Here is a 20,585-nt window from a genome sequence, read left to right on the forward strand (position 1 = left end):
TTATTTTTTATCTTAAAATATTTTTTATTTAAATTTAGCAAGGAAAAAGTATGCAAAGACAAACTTGGAGCAATACGCTAACTTATATCCTTACAGTAGCAGGAGCGACTATTGGTTTTGGAGCCACTTGGCGTTTTCCATACTTAGTAGGTGAAAATGGAGGCGGTGCTTATGTTTTAGCCTTTTGTATAGCTATGATTTTTATAGGAATTCCTGTGATTTTGGTTGAAAATGTTATAGGAAGACGCAGAATGCTAAATTCAGTCGATGCTTTTGGCGGAAAAACAAGTGATGGGGTTAAAATATCCAATTCTTGGCAAGGTGTTGGCTACATGGGACTTTTAGGTAGTTTTGGGATCATGGCTTATTATATGGTAATAGGTGGATGGGTTTTGACTTATATTTTTAAAATCATCATAGGTGATTTTAATCTTTCAAGTCCCATTAATGCTCAATATACAAGCGAATTTTATAGCTCTACCATAGAAAATAATCCTTTATCAATAGGAATTTTTACTACTATATTTGTGATAATTAACTGGATTATCTTAAAAAAAGGTGTGATTGATGGCATAGAAAAGTCAGTAAAATACCTTATGCCATTTTTATTTATCTGCCTTTTGGTTGTTGTTGCACGTAATTTAACTCTTGAAGGAGCAAGTGAGGGCGTGAAATTTTACCTTACTCCTGATCTTTCCAAAATCACTCCTAAATTGTTTATAGATGTTTTAGGACAAGTATTTTTTGCCCTATCTTTAGGCTTTGGTGTAATGATAACCTTATCATCTCACCTTAAGAAAAATGAGAATTTAATCAAAACTTCTGTTTATACAGGAATTTTAAATACCCTCATAGCAGTACTTGCTGGTTTTATGATTTTTCCAGCTTTATTTAGCGTAGGTTTAACCCCTGATAGTGGGCCATCTTTAGTTTTTAAAACCTTACCTGTTGCATTTTCACATATACCTTTTGGAAGTATAATTTGTGTGTTTTTCTTTTTACTTTTAATCATCGCTGCACTTACTACAAGCTTGCCAATTTATCAAGTAATCATCAGTGTTTTGGAAGAAAAATTTAAACTAGCTAAAAATACTGCTATCAATCTAACACTTGGAAGCATTTTTGTCTTAGGAAATTTACCATGCATACTTACTTATGGTCCTTTAAGAGATATTACCATCATCAAAGGAAAAAATATTTTTGATAGCTTTGATTTTATTAGTGGAAATATATTCTTTGTTTTAACCGCATTTTTTTGTTGTATTTATGTAGGTTGGGTACTTAAAAAAGATGCTATTTATGAACTTTCTAATCAAAATACTCTAAAAGGAAGTATTTTTAAACTATGGTATTACTATGTTAAGTTTATCATACCTTTGATTATCTTAGTGATTTTTTATTTTGGAATTTTTTAATTTATACTCATAACGCTTTAACATGCTTATATTTCCTTCAAGGCCTCCTTGATGGATATATAAGATTTTTCCACCAAATTGCTCTTTATGAGCTAATAAAGTTTTAAAACCCACCATATCATAAAGCAAATCAAACTCCACTCTACATTCTTTTTTTAGATCTTGATAAAGATCATAAAATTCCAAATAAGGCTTAGCAAAATGATATTTTTTAGGTGGATTTAGTATGGTTAAATTATTAAAATCATAATTTGGCTCTAAGCTTAAAATTTGCTCTTTTAAATACGCACTATCGCCTACGCAAGCACATGTAAAAACTTTAAATTTACTATGTTTAGCCAAAAAAGCCGCAGAAGTTCCTGTACCTGAGGGTAAAAAAATACTTACATTTTCATTCAACTGTTCACTAAGCTCTAAGGCTAGTTGTTGGTATCCAAATTCAGCTTCTTTTATAGCCACACCCTCTTCTATAAAAATATCATCATCTTTTTTTAAGGCTAAAGCTTGTAATCTTCTTGTAGGATAGTTTGTATTTTCTATCAACTCAACATTGTATTTTAATGCAAATTCTAAATTTCCATGGGGATTTTCTTTTAAAAAAGAACTAATTTTTTCACAAACAAAAATAAGTGAAAAATCATTTTCGTAACAAAACTTAGCTAAAGCAACTAAAGCATTACTTTGAGAAGAACCAAAAGAAATAAATCTTTGTCCTTTTTTAAATAAATGTTTGTTTTTTTCAAAAAAGGCTAGTTTTCTAGCCTTATTTCCATTGATATAACCTAGTAAATCATCTCTTTTGAGTAAAAATTCAAAATCTTTGTATTTTAAAACATCAATTCTACTTGCTATCAAGGTATTTTTCAACCTTTTCTAAAGCATTATTTGTATTGATATTAAACTTAATCTCTATTCTACGGCTTGCTTCTTTATCTTCTTTACCATCTTTCATAATCACATCAGAATAAGACCTACCACTTGCCATTAAAAGTTTTTGCAATCTTGGATCTTTGTAAAATGAGTGTATAAAACTCATCACAGCATAAGCTCTTTTTTGTGATAAATCAAGATTATATATATAAGAACCTGCACTATCTGTATGACCTTCTATGACTATATTTTCTATGCTATTTAAGATATTTTCATCTTTTAAAATATTGTCAAAATACTGCGTTAAAATCGCTTTTAAATTCTCTTTTGCTTGAGCTTTTAGCGTAAAAGAATTTGTATCAAAAAGCACTTCAGAAGGTAAAACTATCGCCCCTGTATTAGAATCTAAGGTAATATTAGTGTCAAATTTAGCTTGAAGATTTTTAATGGTATTTTCTTTGATTAAACCTAGTTCTTTGATTTTACTTTTTACCTCATCAAAATTACGCTCTAATTCTTTGATTTCTTCATCTTTTTTGTTTAATCTCTCAAGTAAAGCAAAAATTTGTTGATCTTTTTCATCCAAACTTGAATTTAAATCTTGATTGAGTTTAGTAATATTAGCCTCTAAAGCCTGTTTTTGCTTATTAACATCATCAAGCGTGCTTGAAGTATTATTTAATTTTTGGCTAAGATTTTTTAAAATATCTTCTTTTTGGTTTAATTCTTCTTTGTTCTCTCTTAAGCGCTCTTCTTGTTTTTGCAGATTTTCTTTTATGATTTGCAAATCACTTTGAGTTAAAACATACTTAACAACTATAGCTCCAATAAGCAAAATAAATATAAAAAGCAAGCCCGCCATTAAATCTGCATAAGCGATCCAAAAATTATTTTCTTCATTGTTAGAATTATTTTTTATCATCTATTTTTTCATCTTCTTTTTGATTTTCAAGTTTTGCAATAACTTGTGTGGTTTGCTCATCTAATTCTTTGCTTTCTTCTTTAAATTCTTGCATTAGTGAAATTTTTTCGTCAATATTTTTTTCATCTTCATAAGCTTCTTTAAAAGTATGCATACCTTCTATAATACTTGCCCTAAAGCCTTCAAAAAGCTTAGTTTGATTATCGAGCATAAGATTTTGATATTTTTCAATATTATTTGAAAAATTATTCACCTTTTCATCTAAAGCACTCACACTTTTATCTAAATGCACAATCTTATCTGAACTCACATCTAAAAGTCTGTTGTATTGCTCTGAAATTCTTAAAGTTAAATCTTTTATGTTTGAATTTAGCATATTTACCGCATTTGCGATTTCGCTGTAAGTTTTAACTATATCTTTTTGCTCTCTTTGGGTTTTAGATAAATCACTCATAGTTTGTTTTACATGCTCACTGCTTAATCTTACAGCTTTTTCCTCAGCATTTACAAGTTCTTGAAAAACTTTGAATTTTCTATCTATTGTATTATCTAGTTCTTTAAAAAATTCCTCATTACTCACATGCTCAAAAATCGTGCCTATTTTTTCAAAATGTTGCAAACTTTCTTGAAGATATTTTCTATCAATTTCTTCTTTAGACCAGAAAAAATCGCTTGTTGCATTTTTTTGACGATTAAGAAGTTTTTGGAATTTACTGCTGCCGTATTTTTCAAAAAATATCCACCAAAGTGCTAAGAAAATTCCATAAATTGATACATAAAAGGCTGTTCCTACTCCATTTAATAAAACTGAAATTTCTTGTTCTAAACCTGCTGTGTCGCTTGAATTAAAATTTGGCATAGACATGGCTATACTTATAAAAGTTCCTAAAATACCAAGCATAGGAAAAATAGCTGCACCTACAGAAGCAAAATTTTCATTTCTCAAATCTTTCACATAAGCATAAGCAAAATCATCAAAACTAGCATTTGACTTTGTTTCTTTACCTATAACTAAAAAATGCTTCATAATATAGCGTTTTAATATCAGCTTAAACTCATCTTTTTGTTGCTCAAAAATACTTGAAGCATAATCAGCACTATGTCTAGCAAAGATCAAAGCCACTAAAAAGATAATCCCTATCATTACAACGCTATGTAATTCTACTTTAAAATCAATCTTTCCAAAATACCCTAAAAGCACTAAAATATACAATATAGCAGGGATAAAAATAATCTTTAAATAAGCAACAATTCCTGTACTACCTTTTCCCTCAGGCAATACAAGATCAGAAAAATCATCAGTTGTTTTAACTTCCATTTTATAAACCTTTGTTAATTTTACTCTAAAAATTTGAAATCTTCACAGGAAAATCAACTAAGAGTTATAAAACTCTTAGTTTCTATCGATACAATTTAAATCACTAAAAGCACACTCTAAGCGCTTGATCATACTCTCTTCGCCCGCTCTAAGCCATACTCTTGGATCATAGTATTTTTTATTTGGCTTATCATCGCCTTCAGGATTACCAATTTGTCCTTGCAAATAAGCTTTATTTTTAAGCTCATATTCTCTAACACCATCCCAAAAAGCCCATTGAGTATCTGTATCAATATTCATCTTAATCACACCATAGCTAAGTGCTGCTTTGATATCTTCTATATCACTACCGCTGCCACCATGGAAAACAAAATTGATTGGTTTTTCTTCACCAAGATTGAATTTTTCTTTTACATAATTTTGAGAGTTTTTAAGAATTTCAGGCCTTAAAATCACATTTCCTGGTTTATATACTCCATGTACATTACCAAAGCTAGCTGCAATTGAAAATCTATCACTAATTTTAGAAAGTCTCTCATAAGCTAGCGCTACATCTTCAGGCTGGGTGTATAATTTTGCATTATCGATATTAGTATTATCTACTCCATCTTCTTCACCGCCTGTACATCCTAACTCAAGCTCTAAAGAAATTCCAAGTTCAGACATTTGTTTTAAATAATTTTCACAAGTGCTTAGATTGCTTTCTAAATCCTCTTCACTTAAATCAATCATATGAGAGCTAAACAAAGGTTTGCCTGTTTCTTTTTTAAACTCAATATTTGCTTCAATCAAAGCATCAATCCAAGGAAGTAGTTTTCTAGCAGCATGATCTGTGTGTAAAATCACCGGAACTCCATAAGCTTTTGCCATTAAATGCACATGTCTTGCACCACTTATAGCACCAAGCACATCAGCTTTTGGGCAAGCTTTTCCTGCTACAAATTTAGCTCCTCCATTTGAAAATTGAATAATCACAGGTGAATTAACTTTTTTAGCACTTTCTAAAACCGCATTAATAGAATTTGTCCCCACGACATTTACCGCAGGGATAGCAAATCCTTCTTTTTTTGCATGATTATATACGATATTTAGATCATCACCACTCAAAACACCTGGCTTAACAAGATCTAATACGCCCATTATTTGTATTCCACTTTTGCTTTTTGAAGAAGTTCTTGAGCTTTTTTATTCATAAGTTCTTTAAATTCTTCCATTTTAATATTGCTTTCAATACCTGCTTTTACTTCATTATAGCTCATAGTACTTTTTGCTCTAGCATCTTCTTTTAAGATAATATGATATCCAAAATCACTTTTTACAGGTGTTTTAGAAATAGTACCTTTTTTCATAGAAAAAGCTGCATCAGCAAATGGTTTTACCATAGTTGATTCAGCAAACCAACCAAGATCACCACCTTGAGCTGAAGAACCTTTGTCGATTGATTTTTCTTTTGCAAGTTGAGCAAATTTATCATTTAAAGCTTTTCCACTTAGCTTACTAAGCTCGGCAATAATATCTTTAGCTTCTTTTTCGCTAGTTACCAAAATATGCTTAGCTTTTACCTGAGCTGGTTTAGTGAATTTATCTTTATTTGCTTCATAGAATTTTTTAGCTTTAGCATCATTATTTTTAATTGAATCAAAAATTTTCTTTTGGTAGATATTTACCAAAATAGCTTCTTTAGCACGCTCTAATTCTTCTTTATATGAAGGATCATTTTCTATTTTTTGAGCTTTAGCATCTTTTAATACAAGTTGTTGAACGATATATTGATCAATAATTGCTTTTTTTTGTTCAGCTGGCAAATCAGTGATTTTAGCACCTCTTAACATAGGAGCAAAAAATTCATTCACTTCTGTATCGCTGATATTGTTTCCATCAAGGGTTGCAACCACCGCAGCATTTAAACTTAAACCTGTTAGCAAAGCCGCAGCAACTAAAGAAATTTTTTTCATTGTTTTTCCTTTTGAAATAGTTTTGTTGATTTTATTATATCTAAACTTTATTTAAAGCCGATTAACATACAATAAGTTTATGAAAAGAAATTTAGAAATTAAAAAATTATTTTTAGAGCATTTTGGAGAGGCAAAAACAGAATTAGTTTTTAGTAATGCTTATGAACTTATAGTTTGTGTTATGCTTTCAGCTCAATGTACTGATAAAAGGGTTAATCTCATCACACCGGCTTTATTTGAAGCTTATCCTAGCGTACAAGATTTAGCTAAGGCAAACTTATCATCTTTGAAGCTTTTGATTAATTCTTGCTCATTTTATAATAATAAAGCACAAAATTTAATCAAAATGGCTCAAGCAGTTTGCGAGCAATTTAATGGTGAAATTCCTATGAATGAGCAAGATTTAAAAACTCTAGCAGGAGTAGGACAAAAAACTGCACATGTAGTAATGATAGAATGGTGCGGGGCTAATTGTATGGCTGTAGATACTCATGTATTTAGAGTTTCACACAGACTTAATCTTAGCAAAGCCAAAACCCCTGAAGAAACAGAAAAAGACTTAACTAAAATTTTTAAAGATAATCTAAACTATCTTCATCAAGCTATGGTGCTTTTTGGACGCTATACATGCAAGGCTAAAAATCCTTTATGTAAAGAGTGTTTTTTAAATCATTTATGTAAGAGCAAAGATAAAAAGTTAATCTAGCACTAAATAGTGCTAGATGATTTTAATGAAAGAATGGTAGATATAAGAAAGCATTAATCACTAAAGCATTTACTATATCTATGAAAAATGCACCTACTAAAGGCACAATAATAAATGCCATATGGCTCATACCATAGTGATTTGTTACAGTTTGCATATTTACCATAGCTGTTGGAGTAGCACCTAAACCAAAACCACAATGTCCTGCTGCTAAAACTGCTGCATCATAGTCTTTTCCACATACTCTAAAGGTTACAAATATAGCAAAAGCAGCCATCATAGCAACTTGTACTACTAAAATTACTAGCATCGGTAGCGCAAGGGTTACTAGATCCCAAAGATTAATAGTCATTAACGCTAAAGCCAAGAATAAAGACAAGCTTACATTACCTAAAACTGATACTTCTCTATCAAACACATGATGAATTTTTGTAGCTGATAAAACATTTCTTAAAACAACACCCACAAAAAGACAATACACAAAAGTTGGTAAAGTAAAACCTGTATTTGTTTTAATATAAGTAGATAAAGCATTACCTATTAATAAACATAAAGCAATCAATGCTAAAGACTCTATAAAAGAAGATGGGGTGATTAATCTTTCTTTTTCTGGAGATTGGAAATTTAAAATCGCATCTTTATCATCATTTTGTTTTGGAACTACTAATTTGTATTTATTAACCAAATATCTTGCAACAGGTCCACCTATGATACCACCTGAGATAAGCCCAAAAGTCGCACAAGCAATAGCAACAGTAGTTGCACTAGAATACAAATAAGGTTCTTTAATAAATTCAGCCGCCCAAGCTGCACCTGTTCCATGGCCACCACTCATTGTAACAGAACCTGCTATAAGTCCCATTAGTGGATTTTGCCCCATAGCACTTGCCACACCTATACCAACTATATTTTGAGCAAAAAGCAAGCCTACAACTACTACTAAAAAAATTGCTAACTTTTTGCCACCCTTTTTTAATGAAGCAAAATCAGCCAACAAACCAATACTTGAAAAAAATGCAAGCATTAGCGGATCTTTCATAGATTCATCAAATTTAATATTTAATGAAAAAGAACTATGCAAGATTAAAAGAATAATCGCAGCTATTCCACCACCAACAACTGGCTCAGGGATATTATAATCACGAAGAAATTTTACCCTTTTAATGACAAAAACGCCCAAAAGCAATACTATAACCATAGTAACTAGTGTTGCATAAAAATCAAATTTCATACCTCTCCTTTGTTTGATTTATTCATCAATTGTATTCTAAATGACTTTAAAACAACGCAAATAAATATTATTCTTTACTTAAAATATTACAAAATGAAACATTTTTAAGTCTTTTCTACTCTGAAATTAATACTATATTATGATACAAATTAATATTTTTAAGCAAAGATAGTTTTGCTCTACTAAGCTCTTGGAATGAATTAATAAGCAAAGCGTCCGCATCAAGATAATCTTTTAGCTCATTACGCCCTAGTTCATATTTTTCAAAATATAATTGTGTAATTTTTGCTTGATTAGTATTAATGTCTTTTACTAAATTTAACAAATCGTTGTAGTATTTATCGTTCTCATAACAAAGTTTAAACTCATGAATGGCTCTTTGCAATGCATCTTTATACTCATATAAGCGTGCTTGGTATGCAAATTCAGAAATTTTTACATTTTGTCTTACTCTATAAAAGTCCAAAAATGGTAAGTCAATAACAACATTTCCACCTAAGATTAAAAATTTAAAACTCTCATCAAAATTTTTATCACTCCCATCTAAATTTCCTAATATTTTTATACTAGGTAAAATGCTTTTTTGCACACTTATATAATCTTTATAAGAAGCCATAAGTTGATTTAGTTTTGCTTGAACTTGTGGTCTATAAGCAAGCATTTTTAACTCTATATCAAAATTAATTTTTTGCAATGAAAAATCTTCAAGGGTATAATTTAGCATTTTATTAATCAAACGCTCATCATCTTTACCTAGTAAATCTTTTATATTTTTAAGTGTTAAGTCTTTATTTTGCAAATTTGTAATGATATTTTGTTTAGTATTTAATAAAGACTTTTTGATATTTAAAAGATCAATATACTCAACCTTGCCATAATCAAATTTAGTAGTATAAATTTCTAGCATTTGCTCAAGATTTTTTAAATGATTGTTTAGCAAGCGATCTACATCATTAAAATAAATCAATTCAAAAATACTATTAATTGCTAAATTAATCGTATCAAGTTCCAAAGAGCGTAACTCATATTCGCTTGCTTTTGCTAAAAATTCAGAACTAGCAACTTGATCTGAGATTTTGCCATATATATCAAGCTCATAATTTAACATAATGCCATTTGAGAAACTATGCATTTCTGTACCATTGTTTAAATTTTTTCTTATATTTGCACCTAAATTTCCACTCAAAGTAGGATAAAGATCTAAATTTAAAAGCTTATATCTAGCTAAAGTGCTTAAAAAATTAACTCTTGCTACGTTTAAATCTTTGTTATTATCAATAATAGCTTTTAAGATATTATTTAAGTCTTGATTGTTATATTTTTCCCACCAAGCCTTACTTGCATTAAAATCTTCAAAATATTCTTTTTTTATTTGCTCTTGAGATACTTGCTCTAATTTTACTCCTACACAAGCATTTAAAAAAAAGACTATAAAAAATAATAAAAATATTCTCATCTCATTCCTTTGATAAAGCACTAATAGGATTTAAATTTGCTGCATTTTTTGCTGGGAAAAATCCAAAAACCACTCCGATTAAAACTGAACTTAAAAGCCCTAAAAATACTGAATTTAATGAAAGTATCATCGTAAAACCAAAATTTAAAGAATTAAATACTTCAATGATAACAAAAGAAAGCATTACTCCAAAAATAGCCCCTAAAGAACAAATCAACACAGCTTCAATTAAAAACTGCATCAAAATATCTTCTTTTCTAGCTCCAATAGCCATTCTAACTCCAATTTCCCTTGTACGCTCACTTACCGAAACAAGCATGATATTCATCACACCAATACCACCTACTATTAAAGACACTACCGCAATAGAAGAAATAAGTAAAGTCAAAGTAGCAGTATTTTCTTCAATAGCATTTTTAATTGCATCAGAATTTATAGTGAAAAAATCTTTTTTTCCGCGTTTAATCTCTAAAATTTTTACCATAGCCTCTTCAGCTAAAGCAGGATTTACCTCATCTTTTACCTTAGTTACTATAGCTCTTATTTGCTTATCTCCTGTGATTTTATTCATCAAAGTAGAATAAGGAGTATAAATTTTAATGGTATTTTCATCAGCTCTAAAGCCTTTATTATCTCTTTCTTTTTTTAAAACTCCAACTATGGTTAAAGGTTGCTTGTTAAAAATCACGCTTTTACCTAAAACATCTTTAGCACTGATATTATCAAATAAAATTCTCAAAGCATTTTCATCTATAATGCAAATATTAGTATTATCTTTTATATCCTCATTATTAATAAACCTACCATCTACCATCACAAAACCTCTAAGTCTTAGATGATTTGGCCCTACTCCGTAAATTCTAGCCTGCAAAGAATTATTCTTATAAGTTACAACCCCTACTTTACCCACATCTGCTTCTACTGCTTCTAAATAAGGCAAAGAACTTAAGGTTTTTAAATCACTTAAATTTAGCCTTGTTTTACCTGATCGAATATCTCCCAAACCACGCCCTGAAACAACTTCTATGGTATTAGTCCCGATAGAACTAATAGAAGCAAGTATGTTTTGTTGGGCTCCAAGTCCTAAAGCAACCACGCAAACTACTGAAGCTATGCCTATGATAATACCAAGCATAGTAAGCAAAGAGCGTAGCTTGTGTGCTACAATGGAAGTTATGGACATTTTTAAACTTTCAAAAAGCTGATTTTTAAGCAAATTAAAGCTTTTTTTCTCTTTTGGCATTAACTTAGCTTTTATTTCGTCTGCTTTTTTTGCACCATTATCGCTTATAATCTTACCATCTTTAATTTCTATAACTCTTTTTGCTCTAGCAGCTATTTCTCTATCATGAGTGACTAAAACTACAGTGTGTCCTTGATCGTTTAGTTTATTTAAAATTTCTAAAACTATCTTACCGCTTTTAGAATCAAGCGCACCCGTTGGCTCATCTGCTAAAATAAGCTCACCACCATTCATCAAAGCTCTTGCTATAGAAACTCTTTGCTGTTGCCCCCCGCTTAGTTCATTTGGCTTTGATAATTCTTTATGATCAAGCTCTAAAAAAGAAAGTAATTCCTTAGCCTTTTGCGATCTTTCTTGTTTGTTTTTTCCTGCATAAACAGCAGGTAAGGCTACATTATCTTTAGCATTTAAAAGACTAAGCAAATTATATCTTTGGAAAATAAAACCTATTTTTTCACGTCTAATCCTTGCTTTTTCATCCTTGCTTAAATTTGTAACTTCATATGCATCTAAAAAATATTTTCCACTACTTGGTTCATCAAGTGTGCCTATAATATTTAAAAGAGAGGTTTTACCACTTCCTGATTGCCCTATAATAGCTACAAATTCCCCTTTTTGAATATAAAGATTAATATTTTCTAAAATAGTTGTATTATTAATCTTTTTTTGTATATTTTCTAAGCGTATCATTTTTTATTTTTACCTATGATAACTAAATCACCCTCATTAATACCATCTAAAATTTGAGTATTTAAACTATCTTTAATACCTAATTTAACAGGTGTCTTCACGCTTATATTATTTGCTTTTAAAATTTCTACATAATAACCACTTGTATCACTTTTTATAGCCAAAGTTGGTATAACTAAAGTATTATTTTCTGTTTTAATAGCAATTTCATTTTCTGTGCTCATACCTATGCGTAAAAAATTATTATCATTTTTTACAAAAACCCTTGCATAATAATATACAGCGCTAGTGCTAGTACTTGAGTTTGAGTTTAAATTTGTATTGCTTGTTGCATCACTTATGGTAGTATTTGCTGGATCTATACTTGAAATAGTTGCTTCATATTTTTTATCAGGCTCATTTAAAATGCTAAATTTTACCTTTTTTCCAACACTGATTTTATTAATATCAGCTTCAGCTATTTGCATACGAATTTCCATTTCACTTAAATCAGCCAAGCGCACTATACTTGGTGTATTTTGGTTTGCATTTACAGTTTGCCCCTCTTCAACCGCTACATTGATAATCTCACCCTTACTAGGTGCAGTTATAGTAGTATAAGCTAAATCTTTTTGAGCATTTTTTAAAGAAATTTCAAGTTGAGTAGTTTGAGCTTTTAAATCAGCTACATTTGCTCTTAAGGCATAAAAAGTATTTTTAAGATTTTCAAGATTTTCTAAAGAGGTAGCCTTTTTAGCATAAAGCTTTTGCTCTCTTTGGTATTGTTTAGTAGCTATATCAAGAGCAATTTTTTTACTTTCTAAATTTGCCTTTGCACTTTCAAGCTGAGCTTTGGTAATATCTAAATCATTTTGTTGCTTATCTTTATCAATTTGTGCGATTAAATCACCCTCATTAACATGATCACCTAATTTTACATAAAGTTTAGTAATTTGCCCACTAACTTGTGCACCAACATCAACTTGGGTTTTTGCATAAACTTCACCAATTGCTTCTATACTTTGAGTGATGTCTTGTTTTTTAACCTCATAAGTTAGATAATTATATTCTTCCTTATTTGCAAAAAAGAAAAAATACACCCCTATAATGAGTAAAATCAAAAATATGCTTAAATAAATTATTTTTTTCATTTTAATCCTTTAAAAATCATATAATAAAACATTTGTATGAAGTAAAAATAAAATTGTAACAATAAAATATAATTTTAACAATTTTAAAGCTTATAAGATATAAGATAAATCAAAAAAAGGAAAAATAATGCAAGATTATTTAAATTTAATGCAAAATCGCTCTTCTATTAGAGCTTACACCCAAGAAAAAATTTCTAAAGAGAATTTAGAATATATCTTAGAATGTGCTAGATTATCTCCTAGCTCCTTAGGACTTGAACCTTGGAAATTCTTAGTTTTTCAAAAAGATGAACATAAAAAAGAAATTGCCAAAATAGCTAGCAATCAAAGCCATGTAGCAAATTGCGCTGCTATTATAGTTGTAATTTCAAGGGCTGATTTTAAAGATTATTTTGAAGAAAAACTAAAAAAGAGAGGTTTAAGTCAAGAAGAATTAAACAAACGCTTGCAAACTTATAAGCCATTTTTAGATGCAATGGATTTAGAACAAAGTTTTATTTATGCCAAAGAACAAAGCTATCTTGCTATTGCAAATATTATCAATGCTGCTTATAGTTTAAATTTGGGCTCATGTATCATCGGTGGCTTTGATAAAGATAAAATCAATCAATATTTAAATTTAGACACCACCAAGCAAAGAGTATCTATGCTCATTACCTTAGGATATACCCAAGAAAATACTAGCGTAGAAAAAATTCGTTTTGCATTTAATGAAGTAGTAGAATTTAAAGATTAATCAAATATCAAAACTCCATTTAAATTTTATATAATAGAATAATATTTTTAAAATAAAATGGAGTTTTTAATGCAAAGAAATTTCTTAAATATTTTTGGCGTATTGCCATTTTTAGCAGTGGCTTTTATTAATGCTTTTGTGGATTTAGGGCACAAAATCATTATACAAAATACCATTTATAAATTTTATGAAGATAGCACCCAACTTTTTTTAACTGCCATTGTTAATGCTTTGATGCTTTTACCTTTTATCCTTATGCTTTCACCTTCTGGATTCTTAGCAGATAAATTTCCTAAAAATAAAATCATGAAAATATCTGCATTATTTTCAGTAATATTAACTTGTATTATTTGTTTGTGTTATTATCTTGGAGCATTTTGGCTTGCTTTTGTAATGACTTTTATCATGGGAGTACAATCTGCCTTATACTCTCCTGCAAAATATGGTTTTATAAAAGAATTAGTAGGAAAAGAGCTTTTAGCTATGGGAAATGGAGCTGTAAACGCAGTAAGTATTGTGGCTATTTTAGCGGGTATGGCGGTATTTTCTCTAAGCTTTGAAATGCTTTTTGATCCAAATTTTAACACTCCTTCAAATATTTTAATACAAATTACACCTTTGGGTTTTGTATTAATAGCTTTTGCTTTATTAGAACTTTTTTTAGCTTATAAACTTCCTTGTTTAAAAGAAGAAGATAAAAGTTTAAGTTTTGACAAAAAACAATATTTCCAAGGAAAACTTTTAGCCTCTAATTTAAAAACAATATTTTCTCATAAAATCATTTGGCTTTGCATTGTAGGAATTTCACTTTTTTGGGCCATATCACAACTTTACTTAGTGAGTTTTCCTGTATATGCAAAAAATGATCTTTTCGTAGAAAATACCTTTTATGTACAATGCTCTTTAGCTTTTTCTGGCATAGGAGTGATTATAGGATCGCTTATTAGTGGTAAATTCTCTAAAAATTACATCGAATTAGGTCTTATACCACTAGGTGCCTTAGGAATTTTTCTAATGAGTATTTTAATGCCGTTTTTAGAAAACTTACTAAGTTATAGTGTAGTGTTTTTTATTTTTGGTTTAAGCGGGGCATTTTTTATCATACCTTTAAATTCTCTCATACAATTTCATGCAAAAGAAAATGAACTAGGAAAAGTCTTAGCAGGAAATAATTTCATACAAAATATTTTTATGTTAGGCTTTTTAGCACTAGCTACTTTTGCTGCTTATGCTGAATTTGAAGTGATAAATTTGTTTTATTTTATCATCGCTGTGGCATTTTTTGGAAGCATTTATGTGTTAAGTAAATTGCCTTTTTCTTTAGTGCGTTTATTAATGAGTATAGCGTTTTTTCAACGCTATCGTTTATTAGTAGAAGGTTTTGAAAATATTCCTGAAAAAGGTGGAGCATTATTACTTGGTAATCATATATCTTTTATAGATTGGGCTATTGTGCAAATGGCTATACCAAGAAAAATTTATTTTGTTATGGAAAAAAGCATTTATTCTAAGTGGTATATTAAAATTTTTCTTGATAAATTTGGAGTTATTCCTGTTTCAAGTGCTTCTAGTAAATCAAGCTTAGAGCTTATTGCTATGCATATTAAAAACGGAAATTTAGTTTGTCTTTTCCCAGAAGGAGTACTTTCACGCCATGGGCAGCTTAATGAATTTAAAGGTGGATTTGAGTTAGTTTGCTCAAAATTAGAAGAACAAGATGGAGTGATTTTGCCTTTTTATATTAGAGGACTTTGGGGAAGTGCTTTTTCAAGAAGTGATGAAGAATTTTCAGCAAGAAACCGCAAAATAAGCAAAAGAAAAATCGCTATTGCTTTTGGAAAAAGCTTGCCAATACACACTAAAAAAGAAGTGGTTAAAACAAAAGTTTTTGAACTTTCTTTTATTGCTTGGAAATCTCAATGTGAAAGTATGCATACTATAGCCAGAGCTTGGATAGATAGCGCTAAAAGAAATTTAAGTCAAATAGCTATTGTTGATCCTTTAATAGGTGGTATTACCTATAGAAAAATGCTTGCTTTAAGTTTGGTTTTCAGCTCTTTTATAAAAAATAAATCACATGAGTTAAATATACAACCTACCCAAGGAAGCTATGCTCCAAAAGAAGAATGTATAGGAATTTTACTCCCTGCTTCTATGGCTAGTTCTCTTTGCAATCTAGCTGTATTGCTTGCAAATAAAATCGTAGTAAATTTAAACTTCACAGCAGGTATAAAAGCAATTAATCAAGCCATTCAAAGTTCTCAAATTCAACAAATTTATACTTCTAGAAAATTTATGGAAAAATTAGAAAATAAAGGTATAAAACTAGAATTTGAAGAGCATATTAGAATCATTTTTATGGAAGATATTATCGCAAACTTTAAAAGACAAAAACTCAAAATCTTTTCTATGCTTGCTTTAGTAAGTATCTTACCTACTTGTTTGATAAAAGCATTATTTGCGCCTAATAAACAAAACCTTGCCATAGCTGCTATATTATTTAGTAGTGGTAGCGAGGGAACACCAAAAGGAGTAATGCTAAATAATCGTAATATTTTAAGCAATATAGCCCAAATTTCAGATGTATTATGTGCAAAAAATGAAGATGTTGTCTTATCTTCTTTACCGCCTTTTCATGCTTTTGGATTAACTGTAACTACTTTTATGCCTTTATTAGAAGGGATTAAAAGCATAACACATGCTGATCCAACAGATGCACTAGGTGTAGCAAAAGCTATAGTAAAAAATAATGTTAGCATTATGTGTGCTACTTCAACTTTTCTAGGTATTTATGCAAGAAATAAAAAACTTGATGCGATTATGTTTGAAAGCTTAAGGATTATCGTCTCAGGTGCTGAAAAACTCAAAAGTGAAGTAAGAAGCGCCTTTGAAATGAAATTTAAAAAACCTATTTTTGAAGGTTATGGAGCTACTGAAACCACTCCGGTTGCAAGTGTAAATTTACCGAATAAATTTGATCCTGATTATTGGATTTTACACCGTGCAAATAAAGAAGGTAGTGTAGGTATGCCTTTACCAGGAAGTGCTATACGCATAGTAGATCCATCTACTTATGAAAGTTTAAATCATGGAGAAGATGGATTAATACTCATTGGTGGCCATCAGGTTATGGTAGGTTATTTAAACAATAAAGAAAAAACCGGTGAAGTTATCAAAGAAATCGATGGCATACGCTGGTATAATACCGGCGATAAAGGTCATGTAGATGAGGATGGCTTTTTATATATAGTAGATCGTTATTCTCGTTTTGCAAAAATTGGTGGTGAGATGATATCTTTAGGAGCTTTAGAAGAAGAAATTGCTAAATTTATCAATACAGATATAGTAAAATTTTGCGCAGTGGCACTAGATGATAATAAAAAAGGTGAAATGGTATGCTTATTAGTAGAATGTCAAGAGCAAGATTTTGAAGGAATTTGTGAAGCGATTAAAAACTCTACTATGCCTGCTATTTTTAAACCAAGTAGATATTTTAAAGTAGAACAAATTCCACTTTTAGGTTCTGGCAAAGTGGATTTAAAAGGTGCTAAAGATTTAGCTAAAATCTTGCAAGAAAATTAATCCCCAAAGTAAATTTTACTTTGGGAAATTTTACAAACTATTTCTTTTAGTTTTATAATCATATTTTTTATCAAAAACAAGTTTATCGTTTTCTTTGACTGCTATTTTTCCCTTAATATAAAAATACTCCAAATCACTAGTTTGTGTTAAGATTATATCAGCCTCCATCATACAACCCTCACGTCCTATTTGCATTGTTTGAGTAATGGTATATTGCGCGCTTAATGGGTTTTCATTTTGAAGTTTTAATTCTCTTTTTAAATTATGCTTTACTAAAACATCAACCTCATCAAACCTATAAACACCTTCTCCAAAAACTCCGCCAACACCATCTGTAATACAAGTCCAAGTATCGTTTAAAATATCATAAGAAATGCTTCTATCTACCCTACCTTCTTCTAAAAGTGTTATTGGAGTTAAAGGAGCACTTTGTGCTTGCATATTGATTTTATTACTATTTTGTCCATTAAAACATGGCAAATTAAATTCACACTCATTTAAATCCAAAGTCAAGGTTGAAATTTTTGGCATAGGCCAAAACATAGGCCAAAAAGAATTTGCTAATGATAATCTTATCTTAGAACCCTTGCCAAATCTATATCCACAAGCATCAAGTTTGATTTGCTTTTGGATAAATTCATCTTTTTTTAAAGGTATAAATTGCTCTTTATCATCACTTAATGCAAGATTGATCACTCCATAACTTACTCTTTTTACAAAACCATCAGCTCTAACTTCACTAAGCTGAGCAAAGAGCATAGCTTTTCCTTGATCACTTGCAATTTTTACATTTAAAACCGGAAAACCCAAAATATCTAAATCTTGTTCTAAAAAATCACTTTCAAAAACAACTGCCATCCCATCATCCAACCTTTGATCACTAGGACTTTCTCCTAAAACACCAGCCCCCATCCACTCTCCGGATAAAAGCCCATGATTTAATGGAGTGTTAATTTTGATAAATTCACTTGATTTTTTGCATGTTAGTTTATACGGATTTAAATAGTATTTTTTATAGCTAATATCATTTTTAAAATCATTTAAAGCAACAAAACGACCTTCTACTTTCTCTGTTTTTGAATTTGGCTTAGAGCTATTTTCAATATATGCTTGTATCATAGGAGCTTCAAGCACATCGTTTTCTTCATTTTTAAGCCATTTATCCCACCATTTAAGTGCTTCTTGTAAAAAACCCATTGCAGGCAAAGGAGATCCATCATGAGGATAAACATGAGCCCAAGGACCAACGATAGCTTTTTTTGGAACTTTCAAAGCATTCATTAGAGTAAAAACAGGATTAGTATAAGAATCAGCCCACCCATCTAATGCAAAAACAGGAACTTGTATATCATCATAATTTTCTCCAACAGATCCATGCTTCCAATAATCATCTTTTAAAGTATGCTCAAGCCACAATGCGGGCCATAAAGGCATATTCTCAAGCCTATTGAGCCATTTATTTCTACCATTTGAATCAATTTTTGGATCAACAAAGCGCGATTGATATGCAAGCATAATATTACCCCACCAAAAATTATCATTAAGTAAACATCCACCTTTATAATGAATATCCTCATTAAACCTATCATCAGTAAAACCTACTACTATAATTGCTTTTAAATTTTTAGGTCTTCTTGCTGCAACTTGTAAAGAATTAAAGCCACCCCAAGATTTACCCATCATACCAATATTCCCATCACACCATTCTTGCTTTGCAATCCACTCAATGACTTCTAAGGCATCATCTTGTTCTTGTTTTAAATATTCATCTTCTAATAAACCATCAGATTCCCCACTTCCTCTAATATCAACCCTAACAACCGCATAGCCATTACCACTAAAATATCCGTGCATAGGCTCATCTCTGCCCCTTGTTCCATCATTTTTTCTATAAGGAATGTATTCTAATATAGCAGGAACTTTTTCTTCAACCTGAGGAAGCCAAATTCGTGATGAAAGCTTGGTGCCATCTTTTAAAACTATCCATTCATTTTCTATCACTTTAACCTTGTTTTTAAAATCAAGAATAATTTCTTTCATTTCATCTCCTTTTTATTGTATTTTTTAATCCAAATCAAACAAAACATTACACCCAAAATAGCCATAGCTATCATAATAGTAAAATATATATGAAAACCTTTTACACCTGGATATCTATCTAATAAATCTCCAGCAAGCAAAGGTGCAAAAACCTCAGGTAAATATCCAAAAGTAGATACAATACCTATGGCCATACCTGCTAAATGAATAGGAATTTTTCCCTCACTAAGTAAAGAATAATAAATTCCAAAATTAGAATACATAGCTACATAAATTACCACACAAGCAGAAGTTAAAACGCTCATTTGCAAAAATCCATTTAATTTTGAACTAAGCATTAAAAAAATAACACCAATTCCCATTAAAATAAAGCCTATCATCATTATTTTAGCCTTTCCATATCCATCTGCTATAAACCCACCTACCACAGAAGAAACAGGACGAATGTATTGAGCTAATACTGTTAAAATAGCTGCAAAAACAGCAGAAGCTCCTATCACATTACTTGCATAAGGAGTAAAATAATAAAAGCTCATATTAAAAAAATAGGTACAAAAAGTAATAGCAACCACAAGCCAAAGAGCAGAATTTTTCAAAAGAAAAACTAAATCTTTGATTTTAATCTTCTCGCTTTGTTCATTAACCTCATCTTTTAAAAGAAAAAATAATAAAACAGCGCTTGCAATAGGAGCTATAGAATAAAAAATAATAACCATTTCTATACCTTGTGCGGCTAAAGCTTTTGTTTGAAAATATCCAAAAATACTTGTAGCTATAGCCAAATGTGCAGCACCAACAACACCTCTACCACCTTCAAAAATTCCATAAGCTTTTGCTTGCTCTTTAGAATTTGCCAAACTTCTTACTATTTTCATCAAAGAAGGCCAAAAAGTTAATAATGAAGTAATCCCCCAAATTCCATAAATAATCAAAAGTGCATTTAAAGAAGTAAAATATAAATGCAACAAACCACCAAGTCCTGTAGCAATTAAAGAAAAAATCAATAATTTTTTTGGCGCAAAACGATCTGCTAAATATCCTCCTAAGGCATAAGAAAACAAACCAAGTAAGCCATAAGCACTACCCAAAAGGCCCATTTCAAAATTATTTAAATGATAAAGACTCATATAATCATCATAATAATATTTTCTAAAATAAGGCAAACCATAAATAATAGATCCACAAAAAGATAATAACAATAATGTAAAAAAATTATTTTTTAAACTTTGTTCTTTATTTTCATACATTAAAAACCTCCTTTTTTATACTATATATGATTTTTTTATTTTTT

15 protein-coding genes are annotated in these 20,585 nt (G+C 30.1%); 4 read left to right on the plus strand and 11 right to left on the minus strand.

Going from position 1 to position 20,585, the window contains the following annotated elements; translation table 11 throughout:
- Positions 1-50: 50 nt before the first annotated feature.
- On the plus strand, positions 51-1,415 hold the full coding sequence (locus L8V79_RS00130) for a sodium-dependent transporter (protein ID WP_263702040.1): 1,365 nt from the start codon (positions 51-53) through the stop codon (positions 1,413-1,415).
- Here the strand turns inward: L8V79_RS00130 and L8V79_RS00135 are convergent.
- The 5 genes from L8V79_RS00135 to L8V79_RS00155 all read right to left on the minus strand — a co-directional run bounded on the left by L8V79_RS00135 (position 1,386) and on the right by L8V79_RS00155 (position 6,480).
- The gene (locus tag L8V79_RS00135; protein ID WP_263702041.1) at positions 1,386-2,270 is read right to left on the minus strand and encodes a 1-aminocyclopropane-1-carboxylate deaminase/D-cysteine desulfhydrase; all 885 of its coding nucleotides are present in this window, start codon (positions 2,268-2,270) and stop codon (positions 1,386-1,388) included. The genes L8V79_RS00130 and L8V79_RS00135 overlap by 30 nt on opposite strands.
- Positions 2,257-3,207 (minus strand): OmpA family protein, encoded by a 951-nt coding sequence (locus L8V79_RS00140; protein ID WP_263702042.1) that lies wholly within the window; start codon positions 3,205-3,207, stop codon positions 2,257-2,259. The genes L8V79_RS00135 and L8V79_RS00140 overlap by 14 nt, the downstream gene beginning before the upstream one ends.
- Positions 3,194-4,525: a MotA/TolQ/ExbB proton channel family protein gene (locus tag L8V79_RS00145; RefSeq protein WP_039626332.1), complete on the minus strand. Its 1,332-nt coding sequence runs from the start codon at positions 4,523-4,525 to the stop codon at positions 3,194-3,196. The genes L8V79_RS00140 and L8V79_RS00145 overlap by 14 nt, the downstream gene beginning before the upstream one ends.
- A 75-nt stretch (positions 4,526-4,600) precedes the next feature.
- Entirely contained in the window at positions 4,601-5,665 is a 1,065-nt protein-coding gene (fbaA, locus tag L8V79_RS00150; RefSeq protein WP_258107514.1) for a class II fructose-bisphosphate aldolase, read from the minus strand.
- Entirely contained in the window at positions 5,665-6,480 is an 816-nt protein-coding gene (locus L8V79_RS00155; protein WP_039618453.1) for a major antigenic peptide/PpiC-type peptidyl-prolyl cis-trans isomerase, read from the minus strand. The genes fbaA and L8V79_RS00155 overlap by 1 nt, the downstream gene beginning before the upstream one ends.
- Before the next feature lie 79 nt (positions 6,481-6,559).
- Here L8V79_RS00155 and nth point away from each other — a divergent pair, with 79 nt between their 5' ends.
- A complete protein-coding gene (gene nth, locus L8V79_RS00160) occupies positions 6,560-7,186 on the plus strand; it encodes an endonuclease III (RefSeq protein WP_263702043.1) in 627 nt (208 codons plus the stop codon).
- 22 nt (positions 7,187-7,208) lie between these two features.
- Here the strand turns inward: nth and gltS are convergent, their stop codons facing one another.
- From gltS to L8V79_RS00180, 4 genes are all read right to left on the minus strand, one after another.
- Complete coding sequence (gltS, locus tag L8V79_RS00165; protein ID WP_263677566.1) at positions 7,209-8,417, minus strand: sodium/glutamate symporter; 1,209 nt, start codon at positions 8,415-8,417, stop codon at positions 7,209-7,211.
- Positions 8,418-8,532: 115 nt separating this feature from the next.
- On the minus strand, positions 8,533-9,873 hold the full coding sequence (locus tag L8V79_RS00170; RefSeq protein ID WP_263702044.1) for a TolC family protein: 1,341 nt from the start codon (positions 9,871-9,873) through the stop codon (positions 8,533-8,535).
- Position 9,874: 1 nt separating this feature from the next.
- Positions 9,875-11,806, minus strand: coding sequence for an ABC transporter permease (locus tag L8V79_RS00175; protein WP_263702045.1), 1,932 nt, complete (start codon positions 11,804-11,806; stop codon positions 9,875-9,877).
- Positions 11,803-12,936: an efflux RND transporter periplasmic adaptor subunit gene (locus tag L8V79_RS00180; protein ID WP_263702046.1), complete on the minus strand. Its 1,134-nt coding sequence runs from the start codon at positions 12,934-12,936 to the stop codon at positions 11,803-11,805. The genes L8V79_RS00175 and L8V79_RS00180 overlap by 4 nt, the downstream gene beginning before the upstream one ends.
- A gap of 127 nt (positions 12,937-13,063) precedes the next feature.
- Between L8V79_RS00180 and L8V79_RS00185 the strand changes: the two genes are divergently transcribed.
- Positions 13,064-13,672: an NAD(P)H-dependent oxidoreductase gene (locus tag L8V79_RS00185; protein ID WP_263702047.1), complete on the plus strand. Its 609-nt coding sequence runs from the start codon at positions 13,064-13,066 to the stop codon at positions 13,670-13,672.
- 69 nt (positions 13,673-13,741) lie between these two features.
- Positions 13,742-17,254: an acyl-[ACP]--phospholipid O-acyltransferase gene (locus L8V79_RS00190; RefSeq protein ID WP_263702048.1), complete on the plus strand. Its 3,513-nt coding sequence runs from the start codon at positions 13,742-13,744 to the stop codon at positions 17,252-17,254.
- A 30-nt stretch (positions 17,255-17,284) separates the two neighbouring features.
- Here the strand turns inward: L8V79_RS00190 and L8V79_RS00195 are convergent, their stop codons facing one another.
- Entirely contained in the window at positions 17,285-19,294 is a 2,010-nt protein-coding gene (locus L8V79_RS00195; RefSeq protein WP_263702049.1) for a CocE/NonD family hydrolase, read from the minus strand.
- The gene (locus tag L8V79_RS00200) at positions 19,291-20,541 is read right to left on the minus strand and encodes an MFS transporter (protein ID WP_263663202.1); all 1,251 of its coding nucleotides are present in this window, start codon (positions 20,539-20,541) and stop codon (positions 19,291-19,293) included. The genes L8V79_RS00195 and L8V79_RS00200 overlap by 4 nt, the downstream gene beginning before the upstream one ends.
- Positions 20,542-20,585 lie beyond the last annotated feature (44 nt).

Origin of the sequence: Campylobacter sp. IFREMER_LSEM_CL2194, from assembly GCF_025771685.1 — a bacterium.
GTDB lineage: Bacteria > Campylobacterota > Campylobacteria > Campylobacterales > Campylobacteraceae > Campylobacter_D.

Excerpts from the sequence above, each read along its gene's own strand:
- L8V79_RS00130 (WP_263702040.1), top strand. The coding sequence starts at position 51 with ATGCAAAGACAAACTTGGAGCAATACGCTAACTTATATCCTTACAGTA.
- L8V79_RS00140 (WP_263702042.1), bottom strand. The coding sequence starts at position 3,207 with ATGATAAAAAATAATTCTAACAATGAAGAAAATAATTTTTGGATCGCT.
- L8V79_RS00145 (WP_039626332.1), bottom strand. The coding sequence starts at position 4,525 with ATGGAAGTTAAAACAACTGATGATTTTTCTGATCTTGTATTGCCTGAG.
- fbaA (WP_258107514.1), bottom strand. The coding sequence starts at position 5,665 with ATGGGCGTATTAGATCTTGTTAAGCCAGGTGTTTTGAGTGGTGATGAT.
- L8V79_RS00155 (WP_039618453.1), bottom strand. The coding sequence starts at position 6,480 with ATGAAAAAAATTTCTTTAGTTGCTGCGGCTTTGCTAACAGGTTTAAGT.
- nth (WP_263702043.1), top strand. The coding sequence starts at position 6,560 with ATGAAAAGAAATTTAGAAATTAAAAAATTATTTTTAGAGCATTTTGGA.
- gltS (WP_263677566.1), bottom strand. The coding sequence starts at position 8,417 with ATGAAATTTGATTTTTATGCAACACTAGTTACTATGGTTATAGTATTG.
- L8V79_RS00170 (WP_263702044.1), bottom strand. The coding sequence starts at position 9,873 with ATGAGAATATTTTTATTATTTTTTATAGTCTTTTTTTTAAATGCTTGT.
- L8V79_RS00175 (WP_263702045.1), bottom strand. The coding sequence starts at position 11,806 with ATGATACGCTTAGAAAATATACAAAAAAAGATTAATAATACAACTATT.
- L8V79_RS00180 (WP_263702046.1), bottom strand. The coding sequence starts at position 12,936 with ATGAAAAAAATAATTTATTTAAGCATATTTTTGATTTTACTCATTATA.
- L8V79_RS00185 (WP_263702047.1), top strand. The coding sequence starts at position 13,064 with ATGCAAGATTATTTAAATTTAATGCAAAATCGCTCTTCTATTAGAGCT.
- L8V79_RS00190 (WP_263702048.1), top strand. The coding sequence starts at position 13,742 with ATGCAAAGAAATTTCTTAAATATTTTTGGCGTATTGCCATTTTTAGCA.
- L8V79_RS00195 (WP_263702049.1), bottom strand. The coding sequence starts at position 19,294 with ATGAAAGAAATTATTCTTGATTTTAAAAACAAGGTTAAAGTGATAGAA.
- L8V79_RS00200 (WP_263663202.1), bottom strand. The coding sequence starts at position 20,541 with ATGTATGAAAATAAAGAACAAAGTTTAAAAAATAATTTTTTTACATTA.